This window comes from Aeromonas sp. MR7 (genome assembly GCF_963899385.1).
Lineage (GTDB): Bacteria > Pseudomonadota > Gammaproteobacteria > Enterobacterales > Aeromonadaceae > Aeromonas > Aeromonas bestiarum.
The window spans coordinates 218,335-232,851 of record NZ_CAWQXH010000032.1 but is presented as its reverse complement, the minus strand read 5'-3'; the positions used below and the strand labels follow the sequence as shown (position 1 = coordinate 232,851).

The following is a 14,517-nucleotide window of genomic DNA, read 5'->3' as shown; positions in this document are numbered from 1 at the left end:
GTGAAACTCAGGCGTGCTCATGCGGCATCCGGTCCCAAAGGCTGGATGTCCTGGGTCAACCGGCAGTGAAAATCAGCTGTGGTCATGTCGCATCGGGTGCCCGGCGCGTGTCAGCCAGGGCCAATGGATGAAAGTCAGGAGCCATCATGGTACAGGTCATCGGGGATGCTATCAGCGGGAAAGAGGTGCGCAGTTTACCACAATCACTGTGGCGGACTGAACAGATCCGCGCGCTGGAGCAGCGCTGGGCCGAGCGCGAAGGGCAGGAGCTCTACGCCCTGATGGAGCGGGCCGGTGCGGCGCTGCGCACCTATGCCACCCACCATTGGCCGCAGAGCCGCAACTGGTGGATCTTCGTCGGGCCGGGCAACAACGGCGGTGACGGCTATGTGCTGGCCCGCCTCGCCAGGCAGATCGGTCTCGAGCCCCAGGTGATCGCCGCGAGGGATCCCGCCGGGCTGAAGGGGGATGCCAGACGGGCCGCCGATGAGTGGCTGGCGCAGGGCGGGACTGTGCTGATGGCCGGCGCGAGCGAGCTTGATTCACTGCCGCCGCCGGATCTGGTGATAGATGCACTGCTCGGCACAGGTGTCCATACCCCCCTCTCGCCGCTTCTGACAAAGATCGTCGCAACAATCAATAGCTTGGGAGCACCGGTGTTGGCGGTAGATCTGCCCTCCGGCCTCGATGCCGACACGGGCCGTGCCATGGGGGCCCTGGTCCGTGCCAGCCGCACCCTCACCTTCATCGGCATCAAGCAGGGCATGCTCACCGGCGAGGGGGTGGATGGTGTCGGCCGGCTCGATTGCGATCCCCTCGGCGTCACGCCGGAGGCTGGCCTGCAAGCGGCTGCCGAACGGATCGATTACCCCGGCCTCAAGCAGTGGCTGACACCGCGCCAGCGCTCGGCCCACAAGGGTTCCCACGGCAAGGTGCTGCTGGTGGGGGGCAATGTGGGCATGCAGGGCGCCATAGTGCTGGCGGGTCTTGCCTGCCTGCGGGCAGGGGCCGGTCTGGTACGGGTATGTCAGCACCCGAGTCATGGTTCCGTCAGCCTTTATCAAGCCGAGTTGATGAATACGCAGGCCGATGCGGATGAGCACTGGGCCTCGGTGCGACTGGTGGGGCCGGGACTCGGTCAGGACGAATGGGGTCGCCGCCATTTTGAGTCCTTGGTCAATGAGGGGACACAGCTGGTATTGGACGCCGATGGATTGAATTGGCTGGCGCTATGTCCCCGTCATCAGGATAATTGGGTGCTTACGCCTCACCCGGGTGAGGCGGCCCGCCTGCTGGGCTGCTCCATTGCCGAGATTGCAGCAGATCGTTTTGCCGCCGTGCGGCGCTTGCAGCAAGTTTTTGGCGGTGTCGTGCTGCTCAAGGGGGCGGGAACGCTCATCTGTGACGGCAAGGGAATTGCGCTCTGTGACGAGGGCAATCCCGGCATGGCCAGTGGCGGCATGGGCGATCTGTTATCTGGTATAATCGCCGCCCTTTTGGCCCAGGGCTGGTCTGCCGTCGAGGCAACCCGGCTGGGCGCAGTGATCCACGGGGAAGCGGCCGATCTGGCCGCCGCAGACGGAGAGCGGGGCATGCTGGCATCGGACCTGCTGCCTTTTATCCGTCGACTGGTTAATCCCGACACCATAACAAGTTAAAGAAGAACATGGCAAAACAGTTGATGATGACACTGCCGGACGAGGCAGCAACAGTGGCACTGGGTGGCCGTCTGGCACACGCCTGCCAGCAGGCGACCACGGTGTTCTTGCACGGCTCCCTCGGGGCCGGAAAAACCACCCTGACCCGTGGCTGGGTGCAGGGGCTGGGCCATCAGGGCAAGGTCAAGAGCCCGACCTACACCCTGGTCGAGCCCTATGAACTGGCCGAGTGGCAGGTTTACCACTTCGATCTCTACCGCCTGGCCGATCCGGAAGAGCTGGAGTTCATGGGCATTCGGGACTACTTTGCCGCCAATACCCTCTGCCTAGTGGAGTGGCCAGAAAAGGGTGAAGGCTGGCTGCCAGCGCCCGATCTGGACATTACCCTGACTTATGTAAACGAGCAGCGTGAGGCTCTGATAGAGGCTCGCACTGCGATTGGCGAAGCCATTCTGGAACGGTTGTCATCTACGTGCGCTTGATCCTTGTTATTGCCCTCTCTCTGATGGCCTTACCCTCCTGGGCGAATCAGCTCAAGAGTGTGCGGGTGTGGCCATCGCCGGATAACACCCGGGTGGTGCTCGACATGAGCAGCGCCCCCAATTACAACTACTTCACCCTGACAGGCCCCGACCGGCTGGTGATCGACCTGAAAGGGGCGAATAACGTCACCAATCTGGCTCGCATCGAGAACAACAGCGAGCTGGTGCGCAAGATCCGCGAGAGTTCTCCGCTGGAGAAGGGCGGCCTGCGACTGGTGCTGGACTTGAGCTCCACTATCAAGCCGGTGGTGTTCCCGCTGGCGCCGGCTGGTCCCTATGGTCACCGGCTGGTGATCGACCTGCCCTATGAAGAGAAAGCCTCCGCCGCCGTGCAGGCTGCGCCTGTGGGCGGCAAGGGCCGGGGGGTGGTGATCGCCATAGATCCGGGCCATGGCGGGGAAGATCCGGGCTCCATAGGTCCGCGCCGCACCTATGAGAAGCGGGTCACCCTGGCTGTTTCCCAGAAGCTGGCGGCACTCATCGACAGGGAACCGGGCATGCGCGCCGTGCTGACCCGTCGTGGCGATTACTTCGTCGATCTGAACAAGCGCTCCGAGATAGCCCGCAAGGCCAAGGCCGACCTGCTGGTGTCGGTGCATGCGGACAGCTTCCACAATTCCACCCCGCGCGGTGCCTCTGTCTGGGTGCTGTCGACCAACCGTGCCAATCGCGAGATGGGCAGCTGGCTGGAGAAGCAGGAGAAACAGGGCGAACTGCTGGGCGGGGTGGGCAAGGTATTGGCCGAATCCGATCCCAACCCCTATCTGGCGCAGACCTTCCTCGATCTCTCCATGGACAAGTCCCGCGCCGAGGGCTACGACGTCAGCCGCCAGATCCTGCGCTCCATGGGCAAGGTGGCCAGGTTGCACAAGAAGGCGCCGGAGCACGCCAGTCTGGCGGTGCTGAAAGCACCTGATATTCCCTCTGTGCTGGTGGAGACGGGCTTCATCTCCAACCACGCCGAAGAGAAGCTGCTGGCGACCCCGGCCTATCAGGATCAGCTGGCTCGCGCCATCTTCGAAGGCATCCGCAACTACTACCGTGCCCACCCGACCAAGGGCGCCATGCTGACCGGCAAGGGGCAGGCCAGCAAGCCAGCCGCGGTCAGCAGACCCGTGGCGGTGAGCAAGCCTGCCGCCGTGAGCAAACCGGCGCAGGTGCAGTCGCAGCCCGTGGTGACCAACCGGATGCCGGCCACCGAGCCAAACCGCAGCAGCGATGGCGGCGCCCCGGTCAGCAGCGTCAGCAGCTCGTCCGGCGCCGGTGTGATCAAGCCCTATGTGGTGGCTGCCAAGGAGCCGAGCGTGCCTGTCAGCAGCGTGCAGAGCAACGACAAGGCCAGGATGATCCGCCACGTGGTCACCCGCGGCCAGAGTCTCTCTCGCCTCGCCGAGAAGTTCGGGGTGAGCCAGGCGCGCCTGGTGGAGATCAACAAACTCAAATCACGGGATATCCAGATAGGGCAGGTGCTCTATATCCCCCAAGAATAGAGACAGTGGGCAGCCATGCAGCTCCCTGTTTTATCGCCTTTCCTGGCCAACCAGATTGCCGCAGGAGAGGGGAGGGAGCGGCCCTGCTCAGTGGTGACTGGGTCTGGATCCCGCAAGACCAAAGGTCAGGAGCAAGCCATGCCGATCCGTATTTTACCGCCCATTCTGGCCAACCAGATTGCCGCAGGCGAGGTGGTGGAGCGGCCCTCTTCGGTCGTCAAGGAGCTGGTGGAAAACAGCCTGGACGCGGGGGCCGACCGGGTCGAGATCGACATCGACAAGGGCGGCGCCAAACTGATCCGCATCCGTGACAACGGCTGCGGCGTCGCCAAAGACGAGCTGGTGCTGGCGTTGTCGCGCCATGCCACCTCCAAGGTGGCGACTCTGGATGATCTGGAAGGGATCTGCAGCCTGGGCTTTCGCGGCGAGGCGCTCGCCTCCATCAGCTCTGTCTCCCGTCTCACCTTCACCTCCCGCACCCAGGATCAGTCCGAGGCCTGGCAAGCCCAGGCGGAAGGGCGCGAGATGCAGGTCACCGTCAAGCCGGCGGCCCATCCGGTGGGCACTACGGTGGAGGTGGTGGATCTCTTCTTCAATACCCCCGCGCGGCGCAAGTTCATGCGCAGCGAAAAGACCGAGTTTGCCCATATCGACGAGCTGGTGCGCCGCATTGCGCTCTCCCGTTTCGATGTCATCCTGATCCTGCGCCACAACGGCAAGGTGATGCGCCAGTACAAGGCCGCCAATACGGTGCCCGAGCAGGAGCGCCGCCTGGCCGCCGTCTGTGGCACCCCCTTCATGCACCACGCGCTGGCGGTGGAAAGCGAGCACAGCGACGTGCGCCTGTGGGGCTGGCTGGCGACCCCGCAGGGGGCCAGACCGCAAAACGATCTGCAATACACCTATGTGAACGGCCGCATGATGCGCGACAAGCTCATCAATCACGCCATCCGCCAGGCCTATGACGAGCTGCTGCCCGCCGACCGCTTTGCCGCCTATGTGCTCTATATCGAGCTGGATCCCCATCAGGTGGATGTGAACGTCCATCCGGCCAAGCACGAGGTGCGCTTCCATCAGGCGCGCCTCATCCACGACTTCATCTTTCAGGCGCTGTTCACCGCCCTGCACCGGGAGGCGGCCGCCAGAGCCGAACAGGGCGAGCCGCTGGCCGAGACCCTGGTCGAGCTGCCGGTCAGCGGGCAGATTGAATACCCGGGCCAGGCGCCCCGTCCCGAGTGGTATGGCGCCGAGCACAACTATCGGGCGCCGGCCTCGCCGGGTGAAGTGCGAGAAGGGGGCGGTGCAGGACGGGCCGGCAATTATCAGCCGCCCGAGCCCCCCAGCCGGGAGGCGATGCGTGGCATGGGCGCGCTGCTCACCACCTTGCCCGGGGCGGGTCCCGCGTCTGTCGTACCCGTCACCTCGGCGGTGGCGGCCAACGCAGCCGTTCAGGCCGCGCCAAGTGCCTGGCGGGCGCTCACCCTGGTGGAGCAGGCCTATCTGCTGCTGGCGCGAGACGGCCAGCTGGCACTGCTCTCGCTGGTGCGGGCCGAGCGCCTGCTGCTGCGCAACTGGCTGCTGGAGGCCTGGGGGCAGGGACTGGCGGCGCAACCCTTGCTGCTGCCGGTCTCCTTCAAGTTGCCAAAGAACCTGATAGCGCTGGTTGAAGAGCAGGAACGTTTGCTCAAACGCATGGGGCTGGAGTTGAAAAACGGGGGGCGCGACACCATGATCCTGACTCGGGTGCCAGCCTTGCTGCGCCAGACCGATCTGGTGCGGTTATTACCCGAATTGTTGCAAATTATCGAGAGCGGATCTGACAGTGATGCGAGCCAGCTGGCTGAAGTATTATGCCAATGGCTGGTGGAGCAGGGGATAAGCCGCGAAAAAGTATATGATTTTTCAACTGCCAGTCGTTTGCTGACGGAACTTGTGACCGATTACGGTGACCAACTGGCAGACACGCGCATGGTGCGCCCCGTGTCGTTGGCGAGCGTGCTGGCCGAGTTTGCCGATGGCAACTGAGGGGCGGGATGACCGCCTCTTCGACCAATAGATAAGTTTTTGCAGGTGCGCCCGCTCCGGTGGCGACCATGCAAGGGGAGTTTTTCACGTGGCTGACTTGCCGACTGCAATTTTTCTGATGGGGCCGACGGCCTCCGGCAAGACGGATCTCGCCATCAATCTGTGTCAGGCCCTGCCCTGCGACATCATCAGCGTGGACTCTGCGCTCATCTATCGCGGCATGGACATAGGCACCGCCAAGCCGACGGCCGACGAGCTGGCCCTGGCACCCCACAAGCTGATCGACATGCTCGATCCTGCCTTGAGCTATTCGGCGGCGGATTTTTGCCGCGATGCCTTGCGGGAGATGGACGACATAGTCGCCCGTGGCCGCATTCCGCTGCTGGTGGGGGGCACAATGCTCTATTTCAAGGCGCTGCTGGAGGGACTCTCGCCGCTGCCATCCGCCGACCCTGTCATTCGTGCCGGGATTGAGGAAGAGGCGGCTCGCCTCGGCTGGCAGGCGCTGCACGAGGAGCTGGTGCGCATAGACCCGGTCGCCGGGGCGCGCATCCATCCCAATGACCCGCAGCGTCTGAGTCGGGCACTCGAGGTCTATCGCATCAGTGGCAAGACGCTCACCGAGCTGACCCAGGTACAGGGGGAAGGATTACCCTATCGCGTGCATCAATTTGCCATCGCCCCGAGCGATCGCGCCCTGTTGCACCAGCGCATCGAACAGCGCTTTGACAAGATGTTGCAAGGCGGGTTCGAACAAGAGGTCAGGGCGCTCTATGAGCGGGGCGATCTCACCCCCGACCTGCCCGCTATTCGCTGCGTTGGCTACCGCCAAATGTGGGACTACCTGGCTGGGGAAGTGGAGTATGATGAGATGCGCTATCGCGGAATTGTTGCCACCCGCCAGTTGGCCAAGCGTCAAATGACCTGGTTGCGCGGTTGGCCTGAAGTCACCTGGTTGGAATCTGGTGAGTCTGGCAATCTGGCAAGGGTCGTTGCCCGTGCCGGAGTGGCTTGACACTCCTGTATAATCAGGTTGTTATATTGATATCCGGTGTTTAAAAACAACAAACTATAAGGAAAAGAAGATGGCTAAGGGGCAATCTCTCCAAGACCCGTTTTTGAATGCGCTGCGCCGTGAGCGGATTCCTGTTTCTATCTATTTGGTGAACGGCATCAAACTGCAGGGTCAGATCGAATCGTTTGACCAGTTTGTCATTTTGCTGAAGAACACCGTGAGCCAGATGGTCTACAAGCACGCCATTTCCACCGTGGTGCCGGCCCGTGCCGTCAACCATCACCAGCACGTCCCTGGCGCAGCTGGCGAAGAACAGGGTGAAGCCGAGGCGTGATATCCCGAGGCGAGACGACTCGCCAACCCAGATTCATCATGATTCCTGTCAAGGAGCAAGCGCTTGTTTGACCGTTATGAAGCCGGCGAACAGGCCGTTCTGGTACATGTCAACTTCAGCGATGAGGGTGAGCGGGAGGATCTGGAAGAGCTCAAAATGTTGGTGAGCTCGGCCGGGGTCAATGCGTTGGGGGTGGTCACCACCAACCGCAGTGCACCCAGCGCCAAATTTTTTGTCGGCAGCGGCAAGGCTGAAGAGATCGCGTCCCAGGTGCAGATGCTGGGCGCAGATGTGGTGATCTTCAACCATGCCCTGACCCCTGCCCAGGAGCGCAACCTGGAACGCCTGTTCCAGTGTCGGGTCGTGGACAGAACCGGCCTGATCCTGGATATCTTCGCCCAGCGCGCCCGTACCCACGAAGGCAAGTTGCAGGTCGAACTGGCCCAGTTACGCCATCTTTCTACTCGCCTGGTGCGAGGCTGGACCCACCTTGAGCGTCAGAAGGGCGGGATCGGTCTGCGCGGCCCGGGCGAAACCCAGCTTGAAACCGACCGCCGCCTGTTGCGTGAACGCATCAAGGCGATTTTGCGTCGGCTCGACAAAGTGGCCAAACAGCGGGAGCAGGGCCGTCGCGCCCGCAACCGCAATGAGGTGCCGACCGTTTCACTGGTGGGTTACACCAACGCCGGAAAGTCCACTTTGTTCAACCAACTTACAGCTGCCAGCGTGTATGCTGCCGACCAATTGTTCGCAACACTGGATCCCACCCTGCGTAAATTGGTGATCCGGGATGTGGGTGATGTGATCTTGGCGGATACAGTTGGATTTATTCGACACTTGCCCCATGATCTGGTCGCGGCCTTCAAGGCGACGCTGCAAGAGACCCGTGAAGCGGACTTGCTGCTGCACCTGGTGGACTGTGCCGATGAGCAGATGCAGGAAAATATCGATTCGGTGCAGCAGGTATTGGCCGAGATTGAGGCCGACGACCGACCCCAGTTGATGATCTGCAACAAGATCGACAAGCTGGCCGATCGTCCGGCGGGTCTGGAGCGGGATGATGAGGGACGCCCGGTGCGGCTCTGGTTGTCTGCCCAGACGGGTGAAGGCTGTGAATACCTGTTTACGGCCCTGACCGAGTTGCTGGCCGGCTCCATGGTGCATCACACCCTGCAGTTGCCCCCTTCGGCCGCCAGATTGCGCAGTGCGCTCTATCGTCTGAAGGGCATTGAACAGGAAGGTTTCAGCGAGGAGGGGGATTTTGTCCTGGAGGTACGCTTGCAGCTTGCCGACTGGAACCGCCTCGTGAAACAGGAAGGCGAGAATTTACAACGCTTTATCAGGCATTGATTCGTCGATGAAGATGAATGCTTACAGGCTTCATCAACGATTGATGGCCAGATAGAGTTGATATCCATCCGCTTGTATTAATGGAGATGCTGATGGCTTGGAATGAGCCTGGAAACAACGGCAAAGACCGTGACCCTTGGGGGAACAACGGCAAGAATCAGGGACCCCCTGATCTGGACGAGATGTTGCGCAAGGTAAGCCGCCGTTTTGGTGGTTTGCTGGGTGGTGGCAAGTCAGGTGGCGAGATGGGCCGTTTTGGTCTCTCTATCGCACTGGTCGTGGCCGTGGTGGTGTGGGTCGTCAGCGGCTTCTACACCATTCGCGAAGCCGAGCGGGGCGTGGTGCTGCGTTTTGGGGAGTATTCCCATAACGTGGATCCGGGCCTGCGCTGGAAACCGACCTTCATCGACCGGGTGATCCCGGTGGACGTCGAGTCTGTACGCTCCCTGCCGGCCTCCGGCTTCATGTTGACCCAGGACGAGAACGTGGTGCGGGTCGAGATGGACGTGCAGTATCGCGTGGTCGATCCCGAGCAGTACCTGTTCAGCGTCACCAATGCTGACGAGAGTCTGGGTCAGGCCACTGACAGCGCCCTGCGCTATGTGGTGGGTCACACCCGGATGGACGATGTGCTGACCACGGGTCGGGAAAAGGTCCGTCAGGAAACCTGGCAGGTGATCGACAGTATCGTGGAGCCATATCACATGGGTCTGCAGATCGTCGACGTCAACTTCCTGCCGGCGCGTCCGCCGGAAGAGGTGAAAGACGCCTTCGATGACGCCATCTCCGCCCAGGAAGATGAGCAGCGCTTCATTCGTGAAGCGGAAGCCTATGCCCGTGAAGTGGAGCCAAAGGCCCGCGGTTCGGTCAAGCGTCTGGAACAGGAAGCCGAAGGTTACAAGTCCCAGATAGTGCTGAAGGCCAAGGGTGAAGTGGCTCGCTTCAACGAGTTGCTGCCTCAGTATCAGGCCGCGCCCGAGTTGACTCGCGAGCGTATCTACCTGGAAACCATGGAAGAGCTTTATCAACAGGCCAACAAGGTGCTGGTGGACATGCCGGCGGGTAACAACAGCATGATCTATCTGCCGCTCGACAAATTGTCTGGCAAGGCGAATGCGGTACAACCGGCTCGTCCGGCTGGTACGCCGGTAGTTGAATCGACCACGCCGTCCAACGAAGGGGCCAATTCCACACCGACCCCGCTGCGCAGCGGTGACCGTTTCAGCTCAGGGAGAAACTAATAGATGAAAAAAATAGCTATTGGTGTCATCGCTGTGGCCGCCATGGTCTGCTTCTCTTCCATCTTCATCATTGATGAAGGCCAGAAGGGCATAGTGGTGCAGTTTGGCAAGGTGAAGCGGGTTGAATCCGGCGAGCCGCGGCTCTATGAGCCTGGTTTGCACTTCAAGGTGCCGCTCATCGATCAGGTTCGCAAGATGGATGCCCGCATCCAGACCCTGGAAGGCCAGGCGGATCGCTTCGTCACCTCGGAGAAGAAAGACCTCATCATCGACTCCTACGTGAAGTGGAAGATCGAGGACTTCTCCAAGTACTACCTGGCAACCGGTGGTGGCAACAAGATCCAGGCCGAAGACCTGCTCAAGCGCAAGATCAACAACGGTCTGCGTTCCGAGATCGGTAACCGCACCATCAAGGACATAGTCTCTGGTGAGCGCAGTACCGTGATGGAAGATGCCCTGATGAAGATGGCGCGCTCCTCCGAGCTCGGCATCAAGGTGGTCGATGTGCGGATCAAGCAGATCAACCTGCCGGTGGAAGTCTCCAGCTCCATCTATCAGCGGATGCGTGCCGAGCGGACTGCAGTAGCCCGTGAGCATCGCTCCCAGGGCCGCGAGCAGGCCGAAATCCTGCGCGCCGACATCGACCGCAAGGTGACCGTCATGATCGCCGACGCCGAGAGTAATGCGCGTCAGTTGCGTGGTGAAGGGGATGCCGAAGCCGCCAAGATCTATGCCGACAGCTACAAGAAAGACCCCGAGTTTTTCAGCTTCGTGCGTAGCATGGAGGCCTATCGCAAGAGTTTTGCCGGTGGCAACGACCTGATGGTGCTCAAACCAGACAGCGAGTTCTTCCGCTACCTCAAGTCTCCTCACGGCACCAAGCAGTAAGGGACAAGCAATAAGACCAAAGGGCCTGATGATTCAGGCCCTTTTGCTTTATGGCGCCAGACCCCGCCGATACGGGCGGCTTTTTTGTGCAAGGAGCGGGAATGTTGACATCCATCTTGATGGGATTGGGGCTGCTATTGCTGTTTGAAGGGCTTGGCCCCCTGTTGATGCCGAAGGCCTGGCAGCAGATGCTGCGGCTGCTCAGTGATCAGCCCCCCGAGCAGCTGCGTCGCATCGGTGGTTCGCTGGTGGTGGCGGGCACCGTGATTCTCTGGATGCTGAGTCATTGAGCCATCTGGCTGGCTCAGGCTACCAGCAAAGCGCAGACAATAAAAAAGAGGCCCCAGGGCCTCTTTTTTCATCCAGCAGGAGTCGTTGACTCAGGCGCTGCGCTGTACCGCCATCTGGGCCAGGGTTTCCAGCGCCTGCTTGTGCTGGGAGTCCGGCAGGACGGCGAGCGCTGCGATGGCCTTGTCGGCCTCTTGCCGGGCACGCATGCGGGAGTACTCCAGCGCACCTGTGCGATCCAGAATGGCCAGGATCCGGTCGAGATGCTCCATGCCGTTGCGGTGCTCGATGGCATCGCGTACCAGCTGACGCTCCTCGGGCGAGCCCACTTCCATGGCTCGCAGCAGCGGCAGGGTTGGCTTGCCTTCGGCCAGATCGTCACCGACGTTCTTGCCCATCTCGTCGCTCTGGGAGCAGTAGTCCATCACGTCGTCGATGATCTGGAAGGCGGTACCCAGATACTTTCCATAGTCGGTCATGGCCTGCTCGACGGGCTCGGGCTGATGGGTCAGCACGGCAGCGAGGCGGGTGGCGGCCTCGAACAGCTTGGCGGTCTTGCAGTAGATGACCGTCATGTAGCTCTGTTCCGTGGTATCCGGATCGTTGCAGTTCATCAGCTGCAACACTTCGCCCTCGGCTATGGTGTTGGTGGCATCCGACAGTATCTCCATCACCTTGAGGTTGGAGAGTTCGCTCATCATCTGGAAGGAGCGGCTGTAGAGGTAGTCACCCACCAGCACGCTGGCGGCATTGCCAAACAGGGCGTTGGCTGTCTCCCGGCCGCGGCGCAGGTCGGATTCGTCGACCACGTCGTCGTGCAGCAGGGTAGAGGTGTGAATGAATTCTATGATGGCGGCGAGCTTGAGATGATCCTGCCCTTCGTATCCCAGTGCGCGGGCGGCCATCACTGTCAGCATGGGGCGCATCCGTTTCCCGCCTGCACTGACAATATAGAAACCCAGCTGGTTGATCAGGCTGACATCGGACTGAAGTCTCGCCAGGATCAGTTCATTCACCGCCGTCATGTCGGCGGCACAGAGCGCACGGATAGTCTGTTGGTCCATAAGTCTCGTAACGTGACGGCAGCAATAACTGCGGTTTTAGTAATGGCGGGGATTCTACACGATTTCACAATGGGTTACAGTTAAGCGTTTATTCACGGCGGCAGATATGCGCACAAAATAAACTTTTTGCTAAATTGGCCTTGCCTGAGCAAATCGATTTGCGTAGAATGCCGGCCCATTGTTATAGGTTTTTGCGCGTGTCTGGCCTTGAGCAAAAGACACGCCTTTACGGAGTTAATCAAATGTACGCGGTATTCCAAAGCGGCGGAAAACAACACCGTGTGGCCGAAGGTCAAATCGTTCGTCTGGAAAAGCTGAACGTTGAGACTGGCGCTACCATCGACTTCAACGAAGTTCTGATGGTTGCTGCAGGCGACACTTTTAAAGTAGGTGCTCCTTTCGTTGAAGGTGGCAAGGTTGTAGCTGAAGTTGTGGCTCACGGCCGTGGCGAGAAAGTGACTATCGTCAAGTTCCGTCGTCGTAAGCACCATCGTAAGCAAGCGGGCCACCGTCAGTGGTTCACTGAAGTCAAAATCACTGGCATCAGCGCTTAATTAGAGGAGTCCGATAGATGGCACACAAAAAAGCTGGCGGTTCATCCCGCAACGGTCGCGATTCTGAAGCTAAACGCCTTGGCGTTAAGCGTTTCGGCGGCGAAACAGTTCTGGCAGGCAGCATCATCGTTCGTCAACGTGGTACCAAGTTCCACGCTGGCACCAACGTTGGTCTGGGCACCGATCACACCCTGTACGCGAAAGCGACTGGCAAGATCCTGTTCGAAGTTAAAGGTCCACTGAATCGTAAGTACGTTAGCATAGTTGCTGAGTAATTACGGACCGCAAGGATCCGAAGCCCCGCCAACAGGCGGGGCTTTTGTTTTTCTGACGCAGTTTACGAAAAAACGGAACGCAGATGTGCCTGGTGTTGCGCGAGGCATTCATCGCTAAGATGCGTATCGCCCGCAGGGGCCTGTACCACTATAATTGCGTATCGGTTTTTCGAATTAAGGTGACGGTTACCTATGAAGTTTGTTGATGAAGTCCAGATTCGAGTCGATGCCGGTGACGGTGGTAACGGTTGTGTCAGTTTTCGCCGGGAGTTGTATATTCCCAACGGTGGTCCGGATGGCGGAGACGGTGGCGATGGCGGCGATGTCTATCTGATTGCCGATGAAAACCTGAACACCCTGATCGATTACCGTTTCGAACGCTTCCATGCGGCCGAGCGCGGTGAGAACGGCCGCAGTGCCAACTGTACCGGTCATCGTGGCAAAGACAAGGTACTGCGCGTTCCGGTCGGAACCCGCGCCAGTGATGAAGATACCGGTGAGCGACTGGGCGACCTGACCACTCATGGTCAGAAGTTGATGGTTGCCAAGGGTGGTTTCCACGGTCTGGGCAACACCCGCTTCAAGAGCTCCGTCAACCGGGCGCCGCGCCAGAAGAGCAGCGGTACGCCGGGTGAAGTACGTACCCTGAAGCTGGAACTGCTGCTGCTGGCCGACGTCGGCATGCTGGGTCTGCCCAACGCGGGCAAGTCCACCTTTATCCGCGCCGTCTCTGCGGCCCGTCCGAAAGTGGCTGACTACCCCTTCACCACCCTGGTACCCAACCTGGGCGTGGTGCGTGGCGAGAACTCCCGCTCCTTCGTGATTGCTGACATTCCGGGTCTGATCGAGGGTGCCGCCGAAGGCGCAGGTCTGGGGATCCGCTTCCTCAAGCACCTGGAGCGTTGCCGCGTGCTGCTTCACCTGGTGGATATCTGCCCGGTAGATGGCTCCGATCCGGCCGTGAATGCCGTGACTATCGTCAAGGAGCTGGAAAAATACAGCCCCGAGCTGGCGGGCAAGCCGCGCTGGCTGGTGTTCAACAAGATGGATCTGATCCTGGAAGAGGAAGCGGTCGAGGTGATGGAGCGCGTCAAGGCTGCGCTGGCATACGAAGGCCCTGTCTACCAGATCACGGCCATCAGCAAGGAAGGCACCAAGAAGGTGTGCTACGACATCCTGGATCTGCTGGATACCATGCCGCGCACGCTGGTCGAAGATGCCAAGGACGCCATCGAGAAGGTGGAGTTCAAGTGGGACGATTACCACAAGAACCAGCTGGCCCAGGCCGAAGCTGAGGCCGCAGCGGCTTCCCTGGCCTTCGATGCGACCCTCGACGATGACGACGACTGGGATGATGACGAAGATGATGGCGTTGAAGTCATCTATGTTCGTGACTGATCACCCTGTCCTGCCTGATCGGTGTGGCATCCTGGCCCATCGATGAGAAAAACCGGAGTCTGGCAACAGACTCCGGTTTTTTTATGGGGCCCATCCGGCTGGCCCGATCATCATATAGATATATTTCTTATGTCACTTATTGCCTGCCAACCGCAACTGATTATACTGCGCACCTGAATGCAACCTAATTGAAACAATGTGCTAACCATTAACAATGAATTGATATGCATATCTGTTTGAGGTCATTCTTATGGAAGGTTTGCCTGTGAAAATATTTATGCTTGGAATGATCCGTTAAAAGCTTGTTTGTGCATTTTATTGGGGTATTCTTGCGCCCGTTTTGCTGGGTGAGAGCATGAATATGCAGGTTTGCCTGGCTAAGGAAAAGTAACATT

14 protein-coding genes are annotated in these 14,517 nt (G+C 59.9%); 13 read left to right on the top strand and 1 reads right to left on the bottom strand.

All coding sequences use genetic code 11. The features are described 5' to 3' along the window. Window positions 1-146: 146 nt before the first annotated feature. The 10 genes from AACW87_RS15675 (at window position 147) to AACW87_RS15630 (ending at window position 10,833) form a co-directional block, all read left to right on the top strand. Entirely contained in the window at window positions 147-1,658 is a 1,512-nt protein-coding gene (locus tag AACW87_RS15675; RefSeq protein WP_241325496.1) for an NAD(P)H-hydrate dehydratase, read from the top strand. A gap of 8 nt (window positions 1,659-1,666) precedes the next feature. Beyond that, window positions 1,667-2,140, top strand: coding sequence for a tRNA (adenosine(37)-N6)-threonylcarbamoyltransferase complex ATPase subunit type 1 TsaE (tsaE, locus tag AACW87_RS15670; RefSeq protein ID WP_042865703.1), 474 nt, complete (start codon window positions 1,667-1,669; stop codon window positions 2,138-2,140). Next, window positions 2,131-3,690: an N-acetylmuramoyl-L-alanine amidase gene (locus AACW87_RS15665; protein WP_043141827.1), complete on the top strand. Its 1,560-nt coding sequence runs from the start codon at window positions 2,131-2,133 to the stop codon at window positions 3,688-3,690. The genes tsaE and AACW87_RS15665 overlap by 10 nt, the downstream gene beginning before the upstream one ends. Before the next feature lie 138 nt (window positions 3,691-3,828). Then, window positions 3,829-5,715, top strand: a complete 1,887-nt coding sequence (gene mutL / locus AACW87_RS15660; RefSeq protein ID WP_241325495.1) for a DNA mismatch repair endonuclease MutL — start codon at window positions 3,829-3,831, stop codon at window positions 5,713-5,715. 97 nt (window positions 5,716-5,812) lie between these two features. Further along, window positions 5,813-6,730, top strand: coding sequence for a tRNA (adenosine(37)-N6)-dimethylallyltransferase MiaA (miaA, locus tag AACW87_RS15655; protein WP_241325520.1), 918 nt, complete (start codon window positions 5,813-5,815; stop codon window positions 6,728-6,730). Window positions 6,731-6,800: 70 nt separating this feature from the next. Then, on the top strand, window positions 6,801-7,064 hold the full coding sequence (gene hfq, locus AACW87_RS15650) for an RNA chaperone Hfq (RefSeq protein ID WP_005311664.1): 264 nt from the start codon (window positions 6,801-6,803) through the stop codon (window positions 7,062-7,064). A 63-nt stretch (window positions 7,065-7,127) separates the two neighbouring features. Further along, window positions 7,128-8,414, top strand: coding sequence for a ribosome rescue GTPase HflX (gene hflX / locus AACW87_RS15645; RefSeq protein ID WP_043135158.1), 1,287 nt, complete (start codon window positions 7,128-7,130; stop codon window positions 8,412-8,414). Between the two features lie 92 nt (window positions 8,415-8,506). After that, entirely contained in the window at window positions 8,507-9,655 is a 1,149-nt protein-coding gene (gene hflK / locus AACW87_RS15640; RefSeq protein WP_043135178.1) for an FtsH protease activity modulator HflK, read from the top strand. Between the two features lie 3 nt (window positions 9,656-9,658). Further along, on the top strand, window positions 9,659-10,543 hold the full coding sequence (hflC, locus tag AACW87_RS15635) for a protease modulator HflC (RefSeq protein WP_005311670.1): 885 nt from the start codon (window positions 9,659-9,661) through the stop codon (window positions 10,541-10,543). Window positions 10,544-10,644: 101 nt separating this feature from the next. After that, the gene (locus AACW87_RS15630) at window positions 10,645-10,833 is read left to right on the top strand and encodes a DUF2065 domain-containing protein (protein WP_065403357.1); all 189 of its coding nucleotides are present in this window, start codon (window positions 10,645-10,647) and stop codon (window positions 10,831-10,833) included. 90 nt (window positions 10,834-10,923) lie between these two features. Here the strand turns inward: AACW87_RS15630 and ispB are convergent, their stop codons facing one another. Further along, the gene (gene ispB, locus AACW87_RS15625) at window positions 10,924-11,895 is read right to left on the bottom strand and encodes an octaprenyl diphosphate synthase (RefSeq protein WP_103471532.1); all 972 of its coding nucleotides are present in this window, start codon (window positions 11,893-11,895) and stop codon (window positions 10,924-10,926) included. A 242-nt stretch (window positions 11,896-12,137) separates the two neighbouring features. Here ispB and rplU point away from each other — a divergent pair, with 242 nt between their 5' ends. The 3 genes from rplU (at window position 12,138) to cgtA (ending at window position 14,122) form a co-directional block, all read left to right on the top strand. Continuing rightward, window positions 12,138-12,449, top strand: a complete 312-nt coding sequence (rplU, locus tag AACW87_RS15620; protein WP_005304210.1) for a 50S ribosomal protein L21 — start codon at window positions 12,138-12,140, stop codon at window positions 12,447-12,449. Between the two features lie 17 nt (window positions 12,450-12,466). Next, complete coding sequence (gene rpmA / locus AACW87_RS15615; protein WP_005311678.1) at window positions 12,467-12,724, top strand: 50S ribosomal protein L27; 258 nt, start codon at window positions 12,467-12,469, stop codon at window positions 12,722-12,724. A gap of 192 nt (window positions 12,725-12,916) precedes the next feature. Next, complete coding sequence (gene cgtA, locus AACW87_RS15610; protein ID WP_098980649.1) at window positions 12,917-14,122, top strand: Obg family GTPase CgtA; 1,206 nt, start codon at window positions 12,917-12,919, stop codon at window positions 14,120-14,122. Window positions 14,123-14,517: the final 395 nt, after the last annotated feature.